This is a genomic window from Hymenobacter sp. APR13, from assembly GCF_000737515.1.
Classification (GTDB): Bacteria; Bacteroidota; Bacteroidia; order Cytophagales; family Hymenobacteraceae; genus Hymenobacter.
In genome coordinates this window covers 3,089,381-3,103,993 of record NZ_CP006587.1, presented here as the reverse complement: position 1 = coordinate 3,103,993, position 14,613 = coordinate 3,089,381, and the positions used below count along the sequence as shown (strand labels likewise).

Below are 14,613 nucleotides of genomic sequence, written 5' to 3'. Positions count from 1 at the left end.
CAAAGCAGATATGCCGGTCAGACGGTGTTAGCCGTCCGACCGGTTGTCGCCAGTTGACGTTGTGCTGGTGGAATCGTGGAAGAGGCGCGGCCGGCAGTTAGTTGAACAGCGGCTGCCGCCGGCCAGATCATAATCAGGGCCGCAGGCGGTAGAGGCGCAGCTGGGCGGAATCCTGGGCGGCGCGCTGCAGCTGCAGGGTTTCTTCGTAGCCGAGGCCGGTGTACTCGGAATGCTCCAGGAACAGCAGCGGCGCGGTGAGCAGCGGCTCAGGCCAGGCGACCAGCGGCGGCTGGCGGCGCAATGAGTCGAAGGCGGTGGCATTGACGACCCGCCAGGTGGCGTCGAGCAGCACGTACTGTATGCCCTGGCGGCGGGCCTGGGCGAGGTCGGCTTCCTTCACGATGACCGAAACAGTGTCAGACGCAGCCAGGAAGGGGGCCACTCCCAGGCTGAGGGTGCTGGCCACGCGCACCGGCCCAGGCTGCTGCTGCTGCAGCCAGGCGGCCACTTGCCCATAGCGGGTGGGCGCGTAAGCGTAGATTTCGCGCTGAATCCGGAAGAGGTTGAACGCCACGGCCAGCAGCATCACGGCCGCCAGCAGCCCCTGCCCCACCGCAGGCCCCGCCCACCGGCGCAGCAGCTCCCGCAGCCCAAGAAACGCCAGCACGTACAGCAGCGGATACGCCAGCAGCATCCCCCGCGGCGCTTTCAGCAGCAACGACATGCCCACCAGAAAGCAACCGGCCCACACCGTCAGATACAGCGCCAGCCCCGGCGCGGGCCACGGCCAGCGCGGCCGCGCCAGCTGCCCTAACCGCCCTAGTCGTCGCCTCAGCAGCCACAGCCCCGCCGCCAGCCCTGGCCCCAGCACCGGCGACTCGAAGTCGCGCAGGAAGCGCAGGTAGTAGAGCCCGTCGAAGCGCAGGTGGCCGGTGCGGCCGGCGGCGTTTTGGGCGCCCGGAAACACCAGGTTGTAGTACACGGCCGGCCACCGGTACCACGGCACTCCGCCGGCGGCGCCCAGCGCGCCCAGCAACACGTAGGGCGCGGCCAGCACCAGCAGCACCCGCCCCAGGTTGCGCCACTGCCAGAGCAGCCGGCCACCGTAGAACAGCTCCAGCACCAGCAGAATGGGCAGCGTGAGCAGAAATTTGTAGTTGATGCTGAGCCCGGCCGCCAGCCACACGGCCGCCCGCAGCAGCGCCGCCGCACTGGGCTGTTGCAGCCGCCGGTAGTGCGCCCGCAGCAGCCCCACAAACAGCAGCAAACTCCACGAGCCCATGGTGAAGTCGCGGCCGGAGAAGGTGAGGAACACGGAGGTACCCGTGAACAGCAGCAGCAGGGCAGTTTCCGGCGCGGTGAGGCGCCATTCGCGGGCAACCCACTGCACCAGCCAGCCCAGCGCCGCCACGGCCACCAGCCCGTTCAGGCCCTGGAACACGTGGTAGTCGGAGGTTAGCCAGGCCACCGGGGCGTAGAGCAGCGAGAAGCCGGGGCTACCGTGGTGAAACAGGTTGCGCAGGTTGCCGTGGGCCACTTCCTGCACAATCTGCCAGTTGCGCACTGAGTCGTAGTCGGGTAACGCTACCTGGCCCAGGCCGTGCAGGCGCACCGCCACCACGGCCAGCAGGGCAAGCAGCGGCAACCAGAAAGCAGACAACCGAAACGACAGACGCAAGATGGCGGGTTGATGGGTTGATGGGTTGGCAAAGATACAGTCATCCCGGGCGGATCATGGAGCGCTATCTTTGCCCCAATCCACCACTCCACCAACCCCACACTCCACCTTATGCGCACCGTTATTCAGCGCGTCCGGCACGCCAGCGTTACCGTCGAAGGCCGCATTACGGGCCAGATCGGGCCGGGCCTGCTGGTGCTGGCCGGCTTCTCCCCCACCGACACCGCTACGTCGCTCGACTGGATGGCGCGCAAGCTCACGCAGCTACGCATCTTCTCCGATGAGGAAGGCAAGATGAACCGCTCGGTGCAGGACGTGGACGGGCAGGTGCTGGTGGTGAGCCAGTTTACGCTGCTGGCTGATGCCCGCAAAGGCAACCGTCCCAGCTACACCGGCGCCGCCCCGCCGCCGATTGCCATTCCGCTCTACGAGCAGTTTGTGCAACAGCTGGAGCAGCTGCTGGGCCAGCCCGTACCCACCGGCGAATTCGGGGCCGACATGCAGGTGGAGTTGCTCAACGACGGCCCCGTCACCATCGTGCTGGACTCGCCTGAGAGTAGCTGAGTAAGGGAGTAACTGAGTAGGCTATTCCGGCTTGCGCAGAACGTTGAGGGCAGTAGCGCGAACTTTGTAGTTCGCGCTACTGCGCCGCTGGAATCGTTTGAACGGCGCGGAGACGCGAACTACAAAGTTCGCGCTACTGCCGCTGCGTAACAGCAGTTACTCCCTTACCCAACTACTCGGCTACTCTTTACTCAGTTACTCAACTACTCAGTTACTCAACTACTCAGTTACTCAACTACTCAGTTACTCAACTACTCAGTTACTCCCCCATGACCATCGAAGAAGCCCAGCAAACCGTCGACCATTGGATTCAGACCACCGGCGTCCGGTATTTCAACGAGCTGACCAACATGGCCATGCTTACCGAGGAAGTGGGCGAAGTGGCCCGCATCATTGCCCGGCAGTACGGCGAGCAGTCGTTCAAGGAATCCGACAAGGACAAGGTGCTGGCCGATGAGCTGGCCGACGTGCTGTTCGTGGTTATCTGCTTGGCCAACCAGACCGGCATCAACCTCACCGACGCCCTGCAGCGCAACCTAGCCAAGAAAACCCTCCGCGACGCCGACCGCCACCGCAATAATAAGAAGCTGAATTAAGGGATGGGGTGGTTTGAGGTGATGGGGTGATGAAGTGATGAGGTGAATAGCAGAACGTCATTCCGAGCTTGCGAGGAATGACGTTCTGCTATTCACCTCATCACTTCATCCCTTCATTACTTCATCACCTCAAACCACTCAAACCACCTCAATCTTCCCCTCCCGAAACAGCGGCACGAGGTTGTACACGTCGGGGCGCACGCAGAATTCCATGTCTTTGTGCAGCTCCAGGCTGTTGAGGCGGCGCACGTGCGACGATTTGAGCAGGTAGCCGGCTACGTCCGCTTCGGCGGCTTGCCACAGGTCGAGGGCGGCCAGGGTGGCGTCGGAGGCAGTGGTGTCGAAGGTGTCGGCGAGGCGGGCGGCCAGGGCGCCGCCGAAGAGCGTGTCTTCGAGGCAGAACAGGCCTTTCCAGCCGGCACAGACCACTACCACATCTTTCTGCTGCTGGCGCACGAAGTCGGCCACGGCCTGCAGGTTCAGGAACGCGCCCACCACGACGGCATCGGCCGTTTGGGCGAGGTGCAGGGCACGGGTACCATTGGTAGTGGTGATGGCCACGGCGCGGCCGCGCACCGGCACCACGCCATCGAGGTAGCCGAAGGGCGAGTTGCCGAGGTCCACGCCTTCGGCCTGGCGGCCGTCGCGCTCGGCGGCGGTGAGGTAGCCCTCGGCGGCCAGCGCGCGGCATTCGGCCAGCTCACTCACCGGCACCAGGTGCGTAACGCCCGACGCCAGCGCCGCCACAATGGAAGAGGTGGCGCGCAGCACGTCGACCACCACCGCCACGCGGCCCTGCAGGTTGAAAAGCGGCAACAGCTCCGGCGAGAAGCAGATATCAATCGTGGGCATAAGGTCAATCAGGAATGCTACAAAAAAGCTGTCATCCTGAGGCGGTAGCCGAAGGACCTTAGTGCGCCTGCAATACAGCTGGACTACTCGTCCTGACGCAATAAGCTCCTTCGGCTGCCGCCTCAGGATGACAGATATTTACTATTCAGCTTACGCTTCTTCCGTGCCGGGCACGAAGGGCAGCTTCACCACCGTGGCTGGCTGGTTTTTGCCCCGGATTTGCACGAACACCTTGCTGCCGGGCTTGCTGAGCTCGGTTTGCACGTAACCCAGGCCAATGCCCTTGCTCAAGCTCGGCGACTGGGTGCCGCTGGTCACGTCCCCGATTTTCTCGCCGGCTTCGTTTACCAGCTCGTAGTGGCCGCGCGGGATGCCGGGGCCGTCCATCAGGAAGCCCACCAGCTTGCGTGCTACGCCCGCTTCTTTCTGCTGCTTCAGGCTTTCGGCGTTGGTGAAGTCCTTGGTGAACTTGGTCACCCAGCCTAGGCCGGCTTCCAGCGGCGAAGTGGTGTCGTCGATGTCGTTGCCATAGAGGCAGTAGCCCATTTCCAGGCGCAGCGTGTCGCGGGCGCCGAGGCCGATGGGCTTCAGGCCGTAGGGCTGACCGGCTTCCATTACCTTGTCCCACACGGCTTTGGCGTGCTCGTTGGGCACGTACAGCTCGAAGCCGCCCGCGCCGGTGTAGCCCGTGGCCGAGATAATCACGTCGTCAACACCGGCAAATGTGCCCTGCACGAACGAGTAGTACGGAATGGTGCTCAGGTCAACGTCGGTGAGGGACTGTAGCGCCTGGCTGGTTTTGGGGCCCTGCACCGCAAACAGGCTCATCTGGTCCGACACGTTTTCCAGGTCGGCGCCCTGGGTATTGTGCTTACTGATCCAGTTCCAGTCTTTGTCGATGTTGGAGGCATTCACCACCAGCATGTAGTCTTCGTCGGCCAGCTTGTACACCAGCAAATCGTCCACGATGCCGCCGTCGGCGTTGGGTAGGCAGGAGTATTGGGCCTTGCCGTCGGTGAGCTTGCTGGCGTCGTTGCTGGTTACGCGCTGAATCAGGTCGAGGGCCTGCGGGCCGCGCACCCGGAACTCGCCCATGTGCGACACGTCGAAGATGCCCACCGCCCGGCGCACGGTGTGGTGCTCGTCGAGGTCGGAGGAGTAGCGCACGGGCATGTTGTAGCCGGCAAAGGGCACCATCTTGGCACCCAGCTGCTGGTGCACGTCATTCAGGACTACGGTTTTGAGATTTTCGCTCATCAGTAAATAGAAGTGGGTGGGAAGGTGAGGGCGCCGCCCGGCGGCGGGGCGAAATTAGCCATTTCCGCGCGGCAGTCGGTATCGGGTATCTTCGCCGGGCGGGCATGGCGGCAGCGCCTGGCCCGCGCCGGCCGCCAACTCTGGCCGGGCGCCTGCGTACCCGACAGCAGATTTGCGGCTGCCGTCTTTTTTTCGTTGCTCATGAAGCTCAAGCTCTCCACCAAGCTCTTCACCGGTTTTCTGGTTATTCTGCTGCTGTTTGTGGGGGTGGTATTCGTCAACTACCAGCTCTCGCGTAAGGTGCTGCGCAACGCCCGGCGCGTGCAGCTCTCGCAGCGCACTTCCTCGGAGGCCTCTACCCTGCTGCGCAGCATCGTGGACATGGAAAACGGCTTTCGGGGCTTTCTGCTGATTGGCAAGGAAGAAACCCTGGAGCCCTACCACGAAGGCGAGCGGTACCTGATTACGCACTTCGAGCAGCTGCTGACCGACCTTGACGGCAACCCGGCTCAGCATGCCCGCATTCTGCGGGCCCGCCATATTTTCCGCGAGTGGCTGGTGTATTCGCACAGCCTCATTCAGGAAAAGCGCGAAGCCCGCCGCCGCCTGCCCGACCAAGCTGGCCTGCAGGGCATGCTCCACCGCCCTCAGGCCGAAGGGCTGGCCGGCAAGCGCCTCACCGACCAGATTCGGGTGCTGTTTGCCGCCTTTGCCCATCAGGAGCTACTGCTGCGCGAAAAGCAGGGCATCAAACTGCAGGAGAGCATCCGCGAAACCCGCCTGATTTCGGTGGGCACTACGCTGCTGGCTATTGCGCTGGGGCTGGCCGGGGCCCTGTACCTCACGCGCCTCATCGGGCGGCGCATCCAGACCATGGTGTCGCTGTCGTCGCAGATTGCGGCCGGCGAGTACCACACGCAGCTCACCGATACGGCCGGCGACGAGCTCAGCGCTTTGTCGGTGTCGCTGAATCAGATGGCGGCTACCATCAACGGCAACATCACACAACTGGAGCGCCGCAATCAGGAGCTCGACCAGTTTGCCTACGTGGTGTCGCACGACCTGAAAGCGCCGTTGCGAGGCATCGAGAGTGCCTCGCGCTGGATTGAAGAAGACCTGGGCCAGGACACGCCGCCCCACATTCAAGAATTTTTGCTGCTGATGCGCACACGGGTGCGGCGCATGGAGCACCTTATCACGGGCATCCTGGATCTGGCGCGGGTGGGCCGCACCGCCCAGGCTGACGAGCCCGTGTTTGTGCGGCAGTTGCTGCGCGAAATCATCGACTCGCTGGAGTTGCCAGATGGGTTTGAGGTGGAGTTGCCGTTTTATTTGCCCACTCTGGTCACCAACCGGGTGCAGCTGCAGCAGGTGTTCACCAACCTCATCAGCAACGCCGCCAAATACCACCCGCACCCCGAAGCCGGCGTCGTGCGCATCGGCTGCACCGAAGAAAAAAGCTTCTTCACCTTCTCCGTGGCAGACAATGGTCCCGGCATTGCGCCCGAATACCACGAGCGGATTTTCGTCATTTTCCAGACCCTGACCGAGCGCGACACGCTGGAAAGCACAGGCGTGGGACTAGCCATTGTGAAGAAAATTGTGGAGCGGCAGGGCGGCACCATCCGCATCGAGTCGGCCGAAGGACAGGGTGCCACGTTCTATTTCACCTGGCCTCGCCAGCCGTCAGCCAGCCGGCCCGGCCTCGGCAGTTCAGCCCCCAAACCCCTGATTGCCGTATAGCCTTTGGCCATATGGCTTTCGTTTTACGTTTTCCGCCCCTACCAACCAACACCCGCTATGCCTAGTATCCTTCTAGTCGAAGACGACCAAATGGACATCATGAATGTGCAGCGTGAGCTTCGGAAGAATAACATTACCGTGCCACTGCACATTGCCCGCAACGGCCGCGAAGCCCTGAACATGCTGCGTGGCGAAGCCGACCAGACCAAGATTGAGCACCCCAGCGTAGTAATGCTCGACATCAACATGCCCCGCATGAACGGCCTGGAACTGCTGGAGCAGCTGCGCTCCGACCCAGAGTTTGTCAACCTGAACGTGTTCATCACCACCACCTCCGACCTGGAGTCGGAGCGGCTGAAAGCCCAGAATCTGGCCGTCAGCGGCTACATCATCAAGCCCCTAAGCTTCGACAGCTTCGGCGAAGGCGGCACGACCGTCGACGGCTTCAGCCTGTTTCTGGATCTGCTGAAGATGAAAGAGTAGTGAGGTGATGAAGGAATGAGGTGATGGAGTGAAGAAGTAAGAACGTCATTCCGAGTGGAGCGAGGAATCTCGCCAGTGTGGTAGAATCAGTTACTACACTGGCGAGATTCCTCGCTCCGCTCGAAATGACGTTCTTTTTATTTCGTCCTCATCACTCCATCACCACTTCACCTCATCACCTCCTCACCCACTCACAGCAACCGAAAGCCCATGCGGTGGTGCTCGGTGGGGCCGTGCTGGCGGATGGCGGCGCGGTGTGCAGGCGTGGGGTAGCCGGCATTCTGCTCCCAGCCGTAGCCCGGAAACAGCTCGGCCAGCTCGGCCATCCGCTCGTCGCGGAAGGTTTTGGCCAGGATGGAGGCCGCTGCAATGTGCCGGAAGCGGGTGTCGCCCTTGATCAGGCAGGTGTGCTCGATGCCCGCGTACGGCTTGAACCGGTTGCCATCGACGGCCAGGTGGGTGGGCACCACGCCGAGCGCCGCCACAGCGCGGTGCATGGCCAGGTAGCTGGCCTGGGCAATATTGACGGTAGCAATTTCGGCGGGTGAGGCCTCGGCTACGGCCCAGGCCACGGCGTGCTCACAGATTTCGGCCCGTAGCGCCGTGCGGCGGCGGGCGCTTAGCTGCTTGGAATCGTTGAGGTAGGCGGGCGCGAAATCGGGCGGCAGAATCACGGCCGCCGCGAATACCGGGCCGGCCAGGCAGCCGCGCCCGGCTTCATCGAGGCCCGCTTCGAGCGGATGGTCAGTGTAGGAAGCAAGCAACATAGCCCCAAAGGTAAGGCCACCTACGGCGCAGCGCCCAACAAAAAGGCCTCCCCGGCGGCTGACGCACCCGGAGAGGCCCTTTCTGGTATTGGGTAACTGGTAGAGAGTATGGAGTAGTTGGAAGAGATTACTCCGCATTGAGCACCAATTGCTCAATGCTTAATACTCCATGCTAGGCACTCAATACTCGCTGCTTATTTGTGGCTGCCGGCGGCAGAACCTTCACTGGGTGGGGTTTCGCCGCGGCGTAATCCTTGTTTGTCGCGTGGGCCTTCGTCGAGCTCCGCGTCTTCGTCGGTGCTGGTGTAGATGTTGGTGGTGGGGCCGAGGCCACCGGTCTGGGCGGTCAGCTCCGATTCGGCCTGCGCGTGCTTCAGGTTGAAGAGCGGGTCGCCGGGTTGAGCATTCTGGTTGGGCTGGTTTTTGGGCTGATTGGCCATACACATGCAACGCCGACCGGAATGTGAGCAGCCGGCGTAGTACTGGTACGGCGGCATCAGAACGCAGGTTGAAACAGAATCTTGGCCGGCGGCCCGGCGCCAGCCCTCTGCCTTCAGCCAAGCCCCAAACAAAAAGACCGTTGCGGGGCGGCAACGGTCTTTTGCATTCGGCGCCGGACGACTTTAGTAATCATCCACCCTACTCTTATCATTCATCCGACTCGGTACGGGAGAGGCCTTCCTTTCCACAAAACTCCCCCGCGCCTTCTTGAATGAAACAAAACTACTCACCATCAGCAGCTTGGCCTAAATTATTTGGCCAACTGCCTGATTTCGCCGACCAAGCCGCCCGCTCGCCCGACGGATGCCAATTACGCCCCGCCCGTACCTTTGCCGCCTACCGTTTATCAGGCTGCCGCTCATGCACTACCCCGATCCGTCGCTCGACGAAAATCACAACCCCTGGCAGGTGCTCAGCACCGAAGTGAAATACCACAACCCCTGGATTTCGGTGCGCGAAGACCAGGTGCTCAACCCCGGCGGCGGGCGCGGCATCTACGGCGTGGTCACCATGAAAAACAAGGCCCTGGGCATTGTACCGGTGGATGACGAGGGCAACACCTGGCTGGTGGGCCAGTACCGCTACCCGCTGAGCGAGTACAGCTGGGAAATTCCGATGGGCGGCGGCCCCGTGGAGCTGGACGTGCTGGAATCGGCGCAGCGGGAGCTGCGCGAGGAAACCGGCCTCACGGCCCGCCGCTGGACCAACATTGCCCGCCTGCACACCTCCAACTCCGTCACCGATGAGGAAGGCTTCGTGTTTCTGGCCGAAGACCTCACTGCCGGCGAGCTGGAACCCGAAGAAACCGAAGACCTACGCCTCTGGAAGCTGCCCCTCGCCGAGGCCGTGCAGATGGTGATGGACAACCGCATCACCGACGCCGTGAGCGTGGCCGGCCTGCTGAAAGCGGAAAAGGTGCTGGCGGGAAGGAAGGCTTAGCAAATGGCCTGTCATCCTGAGTGAAGCGAAGGACCTTGTCACACCAGCACAAAGCGTTGTAACGAGGACTACTCCGGCGTGATAAGGTCCTTCGCTTCACTCAGGATGACAGAACCTACCCAAGTTCCTACCTTTGCAGCCATGCGGCACTTTCTGCGCTATCTTGGTCATCGGCTGTACACCACCTGGGCGACGTTCTGGTTTGTGATGCCGTTTGTGGTTACCTACCCGCTGCAGTGGGCCCTGAGCCGCCGGCCCGCCGGGCACCGCCACCTGCACAGCCTCAACCGCGCCTGGAGCCGGCTGTTCATCCGGATGTGGGGCATGCCGGTGGAAGTGGTGCGCCACAGCCCGCTGCCCGCCGGCCAGCCCTGCGTGTACGTGGCCAACCATAGCTCCTACATCGATATTCCGCTGCTGTTCCGCACCATTCCGGGCTGGCTCAACATCATGGGCAAACTCTCGCTGGCCCGCGTGCCGGTGTGGGGCCCCATTTTCGGGCGCGCCTACATCACCGTCGATCGCGACAATGCCATGAGCCGGGGCCGGGCCATGGTGCAGGCGCGCCGCTCGCTGGAAGCCGGCCGCTCGGTGGTTATCTTTCCGGAAGGCTCGATTTCCAAAAAGCCCGGCGAGGAGATGGGCGAGTTCAAAGACGGCGCGTTTCAGCTGGCCATTGCGGCCGGCGTGCCGCTGGTGCCCGTCACGATGCCACTGAACCACCGCTTCATGCCCGACGTTGGAGGCTTGCGGGTGCGCTACTCGCCGCTGGCCATCACGCTGCACGCGCCTATCTTCACCACCGGCCTCACCGCCGCCGATGCCCCCCGGCTCCGGCAGCAAGCCTACGACACCATCGCCAGCGGCTTCCGCCCCGACGCCCGGGGCATTCCGGAGCCGAGCACGTGGCGGCAGTTTCCGGCGGCACCTTCCGGCCCGGCACCTAAATCAGGCGCAAAGACGCCGCAAACCCAGGAATTGGCTTCCACCAATTCTTAATTTTTACTTTCTAATTTTTAATTTCCTCCGTGAGCACCGACTTAGCCACCCTGCGCCAACTGGCCCACCTTTCCCGCCTCGAACTCGACGAAACCAAGGAGGAGCAGATGCTCGGCGACCTGAACAAGATCCTGAACTGGGTGGACCAGCTCCGCCAGCTCGACACCACCGACGTGGAGCCGCTGGTGCATCTGTCGCACGAAATCAACGTGCTGCGGCCCGATGAGGCGCACAACTCCGTGAGCCACCAGGAAGGCCTGCGCAACGCCCCGCGCAAGGACTCCGATTATTTCCGCGTACCGAAAGTTCTGGAATAGCGTTTGGTGTCGGCCTCTTCTTCTGCTGCCCGCCCCACTTCGGGGCGCGGCGCCCTCTGGCTGCCGCTGGCGGCCCTGGCAGCCGTAGCGGTGCTGCTGGCAGTTTACCACTATTTCACCGGCGACGACCTGGCCCTGCCCGTGCAGGCCATAGCCCAGCTCAAGCCCGTGCCCACCGTGCTGACGTCGGTAGCGGCGGGCCTGGCCGAGCTGCCGGTGCGCGTCAACGGCTACCTGCTCACCCAAACCCACGATTTGGTGGGACCCTACGTACGCCCGGAAGCCGCGTATGGCCTGCTGCTGCTGCTGGCCGGCGCACTGGTGTACTTTCTGGCGGCGGCCAGCGCGCTGCCGCGCCCCACGTTTGTGGCGGCCATGGCGGGGCTGATTTTCCTGCTGATGTCGCTGAATGCCGACTTGCTGGGCATTTTTGATTCGCAGAAGCAGTATTTTTTGGTGCTGATGCTGGCGGCTTTCGTGCTGCCGGCCTACGCCTTCCACGCTTTCTGGCCGGAAGTGCCGCTGGGTCGCCGGCTGCTGCTGTTTGCCGGGCTGGTGCTGGCCGTGAGTTTGCTGCTGGTGCAGCGCTCCGAGCTGCCGCTGGATGCCACGGCGCTGCACCTGGCCAGCTTCTTCACAAATGGCGGCGCCATTCTGGTGGCCTTGTTGGTGGTGTGGGTGGCGTTTGAGAATATCAACGGCCTGCTGTGGTTCAATACCCAGGCCGAAAATCCTGCCAGCCGCTTCGGGCTGCTGCCTTTTGTGGCGGCCAGTGTGCTGTACGTGGGCATGCTGGGCCTATACATCTGGAACGACGGCGACCTGCTGCTGCTGCCCGGCCTGCACCTCGACCCGCTGGTGCTGCTGCTGCCAGCCGTGGTTATCGGCTGGCTGGGCCTGCCGCGCCGCGCCGCCGCCGCGTCCGACTGGCTACCGTATCGGGAAGGCGCCCTCTACCTGTATCCGGTGCTGGTGCTGCTGGCGGCTGCGGCCCTGGGCTACGCTTTTGCCACCGCGAACGACCCGCTGCTGCTGGCCGCCCGCCATTTCACGGCGTTGGTGCTGTTTGTGGGCGGCGCGGCCTATCTGCTGTATGTGCTCGTGAACTTCGGGCCCCTGATCCGGCAGCGGCTGCGCGTGTACCGTGTGGTGTATGAGCCGCGCCGGCTGCCGCTGTTTGCCGTGTATGTGCTGCTGCTGGGTGGCGTGGGGGCCGTGGAGTTCCGCAACAACTTCGCCACGCTGTACCAGGTGCAGGCCGGCTACTACAACAACCTCGGCGACCTGACCCGCCTGCAAAGCGAGCAGGAGCCCAACCGCGACGCCCTAGCGCTGCTGGCTGAGCGCTATTATGCCGAGAGCGACATTCTGGACGAGCACAACCACAAGGCCAGCCTGGGCCGCGCGGCCCTCTATCGGTTCCGGCTGCAGCGCCAGAATGAAATCAACATCCTGCGCCGGGCCCTTAGCCGCCGGCCTTCCGAAAAGATTTCCCTGCGCCTGGCCGCCCTCTACAACGAGCCCAACGACTTCTTCGACCGGCTGGCCGTGCTGCGCGAGGGCCTGAAAAACGCCCCCACCAGCCCGCGCCTCAACAACGACCTCGCCCACCTCTACTCCCGCTCCACCCTCTCCGACTCGGTGAACTGGTACCTCAACCGGGCCGAAGCCGCCGACCCCGGCAGCGCGGTGGTGAGCACCAACCGCCTGGCCTTCCTACTGCAGAACGCCCAGTTTGCGGATGCCGCCAAGCTGGCGCAGGAAGCCAAGACCACGGATGATGCCGCTTGGCAGAGCAACTTGTTGCTGCTGGCTCAACAGTCGCCGCGCACTGCGGGGGCCCTGCCTGCGCTGCCCGCTCCCTCACCCGCTGCCAACCTGACGGTAGCTGAGTTTGCGCGCCTCTACCACGCCTCGCTCCGGCGGGTGCAGCAGGCCGACACCAGCTACCTGCCGGTCCTTACGCAATTGGTGCAGCGCCCAAGTAACGCCGACTACTTCGAGCAGCTGACGTTTTTGCGGGGCCTCACGCAGCACTATGGCGGCCAGCCGATACCGGCCCGCACCACGCTGGCCCCGCTGCTGGCCGGCAACACGCCCAGCGCCGCCTACTACCAGAACCTGCAGGCCCTGTGGCTGCTGGAGCAGCGCACGTACGGCTCGGCGGCTACCAGTTTTGCCGACGCCAGCCGCAACGGCTACCCCGAAGCCCAGCTGAACCGCGCCTACGCCCTGGCCCTCAACCAACAGCCGGACTCGGCACGGGCTGCAACCGCCGCCGTGCTGGCCACTCCTGATACCGCCCTGCACCGTCCGGCCCGGCAGCTGCAGCAGGTGCTGGCCCTCTCCTACCCGCAACCATACGCCGCGGCTCCGGCGGCTGTGCAGGCGCAGTATCTGGCTTTGCTCGGTTATACCTTGCCCCCCGCCGACCTGCTGGCTGCCGCCGAACGGCTGCCCGAAGGCCAACTGCGCGAAACCGCACTGCTGGCGCAACTGCCCCGCGCGTTGCAGGCCGACCAGCTGGCCGCGGCCGCGCAGGCGGTAGCGCGTTTTGCCCCGGCCCCAGCCCAGCAAACCCCGGAAGCTTCTACCTGGAACGTGGTGCGCGGCGACCTGCTTTTGCGCCAGCAGAACACGGCCGGCCTGCGCCAGCTCGTGACCAATGGCCATTTCACGCCGGCGCATCAGCCCTACCGCCTCGCCTACCAGGCAGCCCTGGCCGACCAGTCCGGCCAGACCCGGCAGGCCACCCAGCTCTACCGCCGCTTGCTGCGGGAAGCGCCCTTTGTGGAGCCGGGCGTGCTGGCGGCAGCAGCGTTTTATGACCGGCAGAAAGATTATTTGGGCGCTTATGGCGCGCTGCAGGCAGCCCTGGAGGTAAACCCGGAGTCTGTACCGTTGTTGAAGGCTTACGCGCTGGCTGCCATTCCGGCGGGGCTGGCCGAATACGCTGCTACTTCGCTCGCCAAACTGCGGTCGTTGCTTTCCCCCGCCGAATATGCTACCTTTCGTATACTGTACGACGCCCGCCTTGCCGCTCAGGCAGCGGCGGCCGCTCCCTGGAACTAACCCGGCCCGGCTATGCTGAACCCCGTTATCGACACCCACGACATCTCGAAGATGTATCGGATGGGCACCGAGGAAATCCATGCCCTGCGCTCGGTTACCATCACTATTCAGCGCGGTGAGTATGTTGCCTTCATGGGGCCTTCCGGCTCCGGCAAGTCCACGCTCATGAACATCGTCGGCTGCCTCGACACGCCCACGGGCGGGCAATACATCCTCAACGGCAAGGACGTGAGCCGCATGAGCGACAACCAGCTGGCCGACGTGCGCAACAAGGAAATCGGCTTCGTTTTCCAGACTTTCAACCTGCTGCCCCGCGCCACTTCGCTCGATAACGTGGCGTTGCCGCTCATCTACGCCGGCTACAGCAAGTCCGACCGTGAGGAAAAGGCTATGGCTGCGCTCCGCAGCGTGGGTCTGGCCGAGCGCGCCAAGCACCGCCCCAACGAGTTAAGCGGCGGCCAGCGCCAGCGCGTGGCCATTGCCCGGGCCCTCGTCAACGACCCCAGCATCATCCTGGCCGACGAACCCACCGGCAACCTCGACACCAAGACCAGTCACGAAATCATGGACCTGTTCGAGGCTCTCTACGTGAAAGGCAACACCATCATCATGGTGACCCACGAAGAGGACATTGCCCGCTACGCCCACCGCATTGTGCGCCTGCGCGACGGGCTGGTGGAGTCGGACCTGGAGAACCTCGATGTGGCCACCCACCATGCGCAGATTGCCAAGTAAAACCTAGTATTTTTGTCGAGAGCAAGGCCTTTTTGCTGGTTGCCTGTTATCCCTTCACCCGGAACAAGCGCCGCTGAAAGGCCTTCTTTCTTTCGACAAACCCCGCGCTG

14 protein-coding genes are annotated in these 14,613 nt (G+C 63.5%); 9 read left to right on the top strand and 5 right to left on the bottom strand.

The window, feature by feature from the left end; translation table 11 throughout:
* Positions 1 to 133: 133 nt before the first annotated feature.
* Entirely contained in the window at positions 134 to 1,678 is a 1,545-nt protein-coding gene (locus tag N008_RS13045; protein ID WP_156109310.1) for a hypothetical protein, read from the bottom strand.
* A 111-nt stretch (positions 1,679 to 1,789) separates the two neighbouring features.
* Between N008_RS13045 and dtd the strand changes: the two genes are divergently transcribed.
* Positions 1,790 to 2,242, top strand: a complete 453-nt coding sequence (gene dtd, locus N008_RS13040; protein ID WP_044016578.1) for a D-aminoacyl-tRNA deacylase — start codon at positions 1,790 to 1,792, stop codon at positions 2,240 to 2,242.
* A 269-nt stretch (positions 2,243 to 2,511) separates the two neighbouring features.
* Positions 2,512 to 2,838, top strand: a complete 327-nt coding sequence (locus N008_RS13035; protein WP_044016577.1) for a nucleotide pyrophosphohydrolase — start codon at positions 2,512 to 2,514, stop codon at positions 2,836 to 2,838.
* A gap of 138 nt (positions 2,839 to 2,976) precedes the next feature.
* Here N008_RS13035 and N008_RS13030 read toward each other — a convergent pair whose 3' ends face one another.
* Positions 2,977 to 3,690: a 2-phosphosulfolactate phosphatase gene (locus N008_RS13030; protein WP_044016575.1), complete on the bottom strand. Its 714-nt coding sequence runs from the start codon at positions 3,688 to 3,690 to the stop codon at positions 2,977 to 2,979.
* Positions 3,691 to 3,840: 150 nt separating this feature from the next.
* Positions 3,841 to 4,947, bottom strand: coding sequence for a glycine cleavage system aminomethyltransferase GcvT (gene gcvT, locus N008_RS13025; protein ID WP_044016573.1), 1,107 nt, complete (start codon positions 4,945 to 4,947; stop codon positions 3,841 to 3,843).
* A 201-nt stretch (positions 4,948 to 5,148) separates the two neighbouring features.
* Here gcvT and N008_RS21680 point away from each other — a divergent pair, with 201 nt between their 5' ends.
* Positions 5,149 to 6,690 carry a sensor histidine kinase gene (locus tag N008_RS21680; protein ID WP_071884535.1) on the top strand — a complete coding sequence of 514 codons (1,542 nt, stop codon included), beginning with the start codon at positions 5,149 to 5,151 and terminating at the stop codon, positions 6,688 to 6,690.
* A gap of 57 nt (positions 6,691 to 6,747) precedes the next feature.
* Positions 6,748 to 7,173, top strand: a complete 426-nt coding sequence (locus tag N008_RS13015; RefSeq protein ID WP_044016571.1) for a response regulator — start codon at positions 6,748 to 6,750, stop codon at positions 7,171 to 7,173.
* Positions 7,174 to 7,364: 191 nt separating this feature from the next.
* Here the strand turns inward: N008_RS13015 and N008_RS13010 are convergent, their stop codons facing one another.
* Both N008_RS13010 and N008_RS13005 read right to left on the bottom strand, forming a co-directional pair.
* On the bottom strand, positions 7,365 to 7,940 hold the full coding sequence (locus tag N008_RS13010; RefSeq protein ID WP_044016569.1) for a ribonuclease HII: 576 nt from the start codon (positions 7,938 to 7,940) through the stop codon (positions 7,365 to 7,367).
* Between the two features lie 194 nt (positions 7,941 to 8,134).
* The gene (locus tag N008_RS13005; protein ID WP_044016567.1) at positions 8,135 to 8,380 is read right to left on the bottom strand and encodes a hypothetical protein; all 246 of its coding nucleotides are present in this window, start codon (positions 8,378 to 8,380) and stop codon (positions 8,135 to 8,137) included.
* Positions 8,381 to 8,801: 421 nt separating this feature from the next.
* Between N008_RS13005 and N008_RS13000 the strand changes: the two genes are divergently transcribed.
* The 5 genes from N008_RS13000 to N008_RS12980 all read left to right on the top strand — a co-directional run bounded on the left by N008_RS13000 (position 8,802) and on the right by N008_RS12980 (position 14,503).
* Positions 8,802 to 9,380 (top strand): NUDIX domain-containing protein, encoded by a 579-nt coding sequence (locus N008_RS13000; protein ID WP_044016565.1) that lies wholly within the window; start codon positions 8,802 to 8,804, stop codon positions 9,378 to 9,380.
* 141 nt (positions 9,381 to 9,521) lie between these two features.
* Positions 9,522 to 10,379, top strand: coding sequence for a lysophospholipid acyltransferase family protein (locus tag N008_RS12995; protein WP_052381521.1), 858 nt, complete (start codon positions 9,522 to 9,524; stop codon positions 10,377 to 10,379).
* A gap of 29 nt (positions 10,380 to 10,408) precedes the next feature.
* Positions 10,409 to 10,696, top strand: a complete 288-nt coding sequence (gene gatC, locus N008_RS12990) for an Asp-tRNA(Asn)/Glu-tRNA(Gln) amidotransferase subunit GatC (protein WP_044016563.1) — start codon at positions 10,409 to 10,411, stop codon at positions 10,694 to 10,696.
* 6 nt (positions 10,697 to 10,702) lie between these two features.
* Entirely contained in the window at positions 10,703 to 13,768 is a 3,066-nt protein-coding gene (locus tag N008_RS12985) for a tetratricopeptide repeat protein (RefSeq protein WP_156109309.1), read from the top strand.
* A 12-nt stretch (positions 13,769 to 13,780) separates the two neighbouring features.
* A complete protein-coding gene (locus N008_RS12980; protein ID WP_197062854.1) occupies positions 13,781 to 14,503 on the top strand; it encodes an ABC transporter ATP-binding protein in 723 nt (240 codons plus the stop codon).
* The last annotated feature ends 110 nt before the right edge of the window (positions 14,504 to 14,613 follow it).

Excerpts from the sequence above, each read along its gene's own strand:
- N008_RS12980 (WP_197062854.1), top strand. The coding sequence starts at position 13,781 with ATGCTGAACCCCGTTATCGACACCCACGACATCTCGAAGATGTATCGG.
- N008_RS13035 (WP_044016577.1), top strand. The coding sequence starts at position 2,512 with ATGACCATCGAAGAAGCCCAGCAAACCGTCGACCATTGGATTCAGACC.
- N008_RS13030 (WP_044016575.1), bottom strand. The coding sequence starts at position 3,690 with ATGCCCACGATTGATATCTGCTTCTCGCCGGAGCTGTTGCCGCTTTTC.
- N008_RS13000 (WP_044016565.1), top strand. The coding sequence starts at position 8,802 with ATGCACTACCCCGATCCGTCGCTCGACGAAAATCACAACCCCTGGCAG.
- N008_RS21680 (WP_071884535.1), top strand. The coding sequence starts at position 5,149 with ATGAAGCTCAAGCTCTCCACCAAGCTCTTCACCGGTTTTCTGGTTATT.
- gcvT (WP_044016573.1), bottom strand. The coding sequence starts at position 4,947 with ATGAGCGAAAATCTCAAAACCGTAGTCCTGAATGACGTGCACCAGCAG.
- N008_RS13010 (WP_044016569.1), bottom strand. The coding sequence starts at position 7,940 with ATGTTGCTTGCTTCCTACACTGACCATCCGCTCGAAGCGGGCCTCGAT.
- dtd (WP_044016578.1), top strand. The coding sequence starts at position 1,790 with ATGCGCACCGTTATTCAGCGCGTCCGGCACGCCAGCGTTACCGTCGAA.
- N008_RS13005 (WP_044016567.1), bottom strand. The coding sequence starts at position 8,380 with ATGGCCAATCAGCCCAAAAACCAGCCCAACCAGAATGCTCAACCCGGC.
- N008_RS13015 (WP_044016571.1), top strand. The coding sequence starts at position 6,748 with ATGCCTAGTATCCTTCTAGTCGAAGACGACCAAATGGACATCATGAAT.
- N008_RS12995 (WP_052381521.1), top strand. The coding sequence starts at position 9,522 with ATGCGGCACTTTCTGCGCTATCTTGGTCATCGGCTGTACACCACCTGG.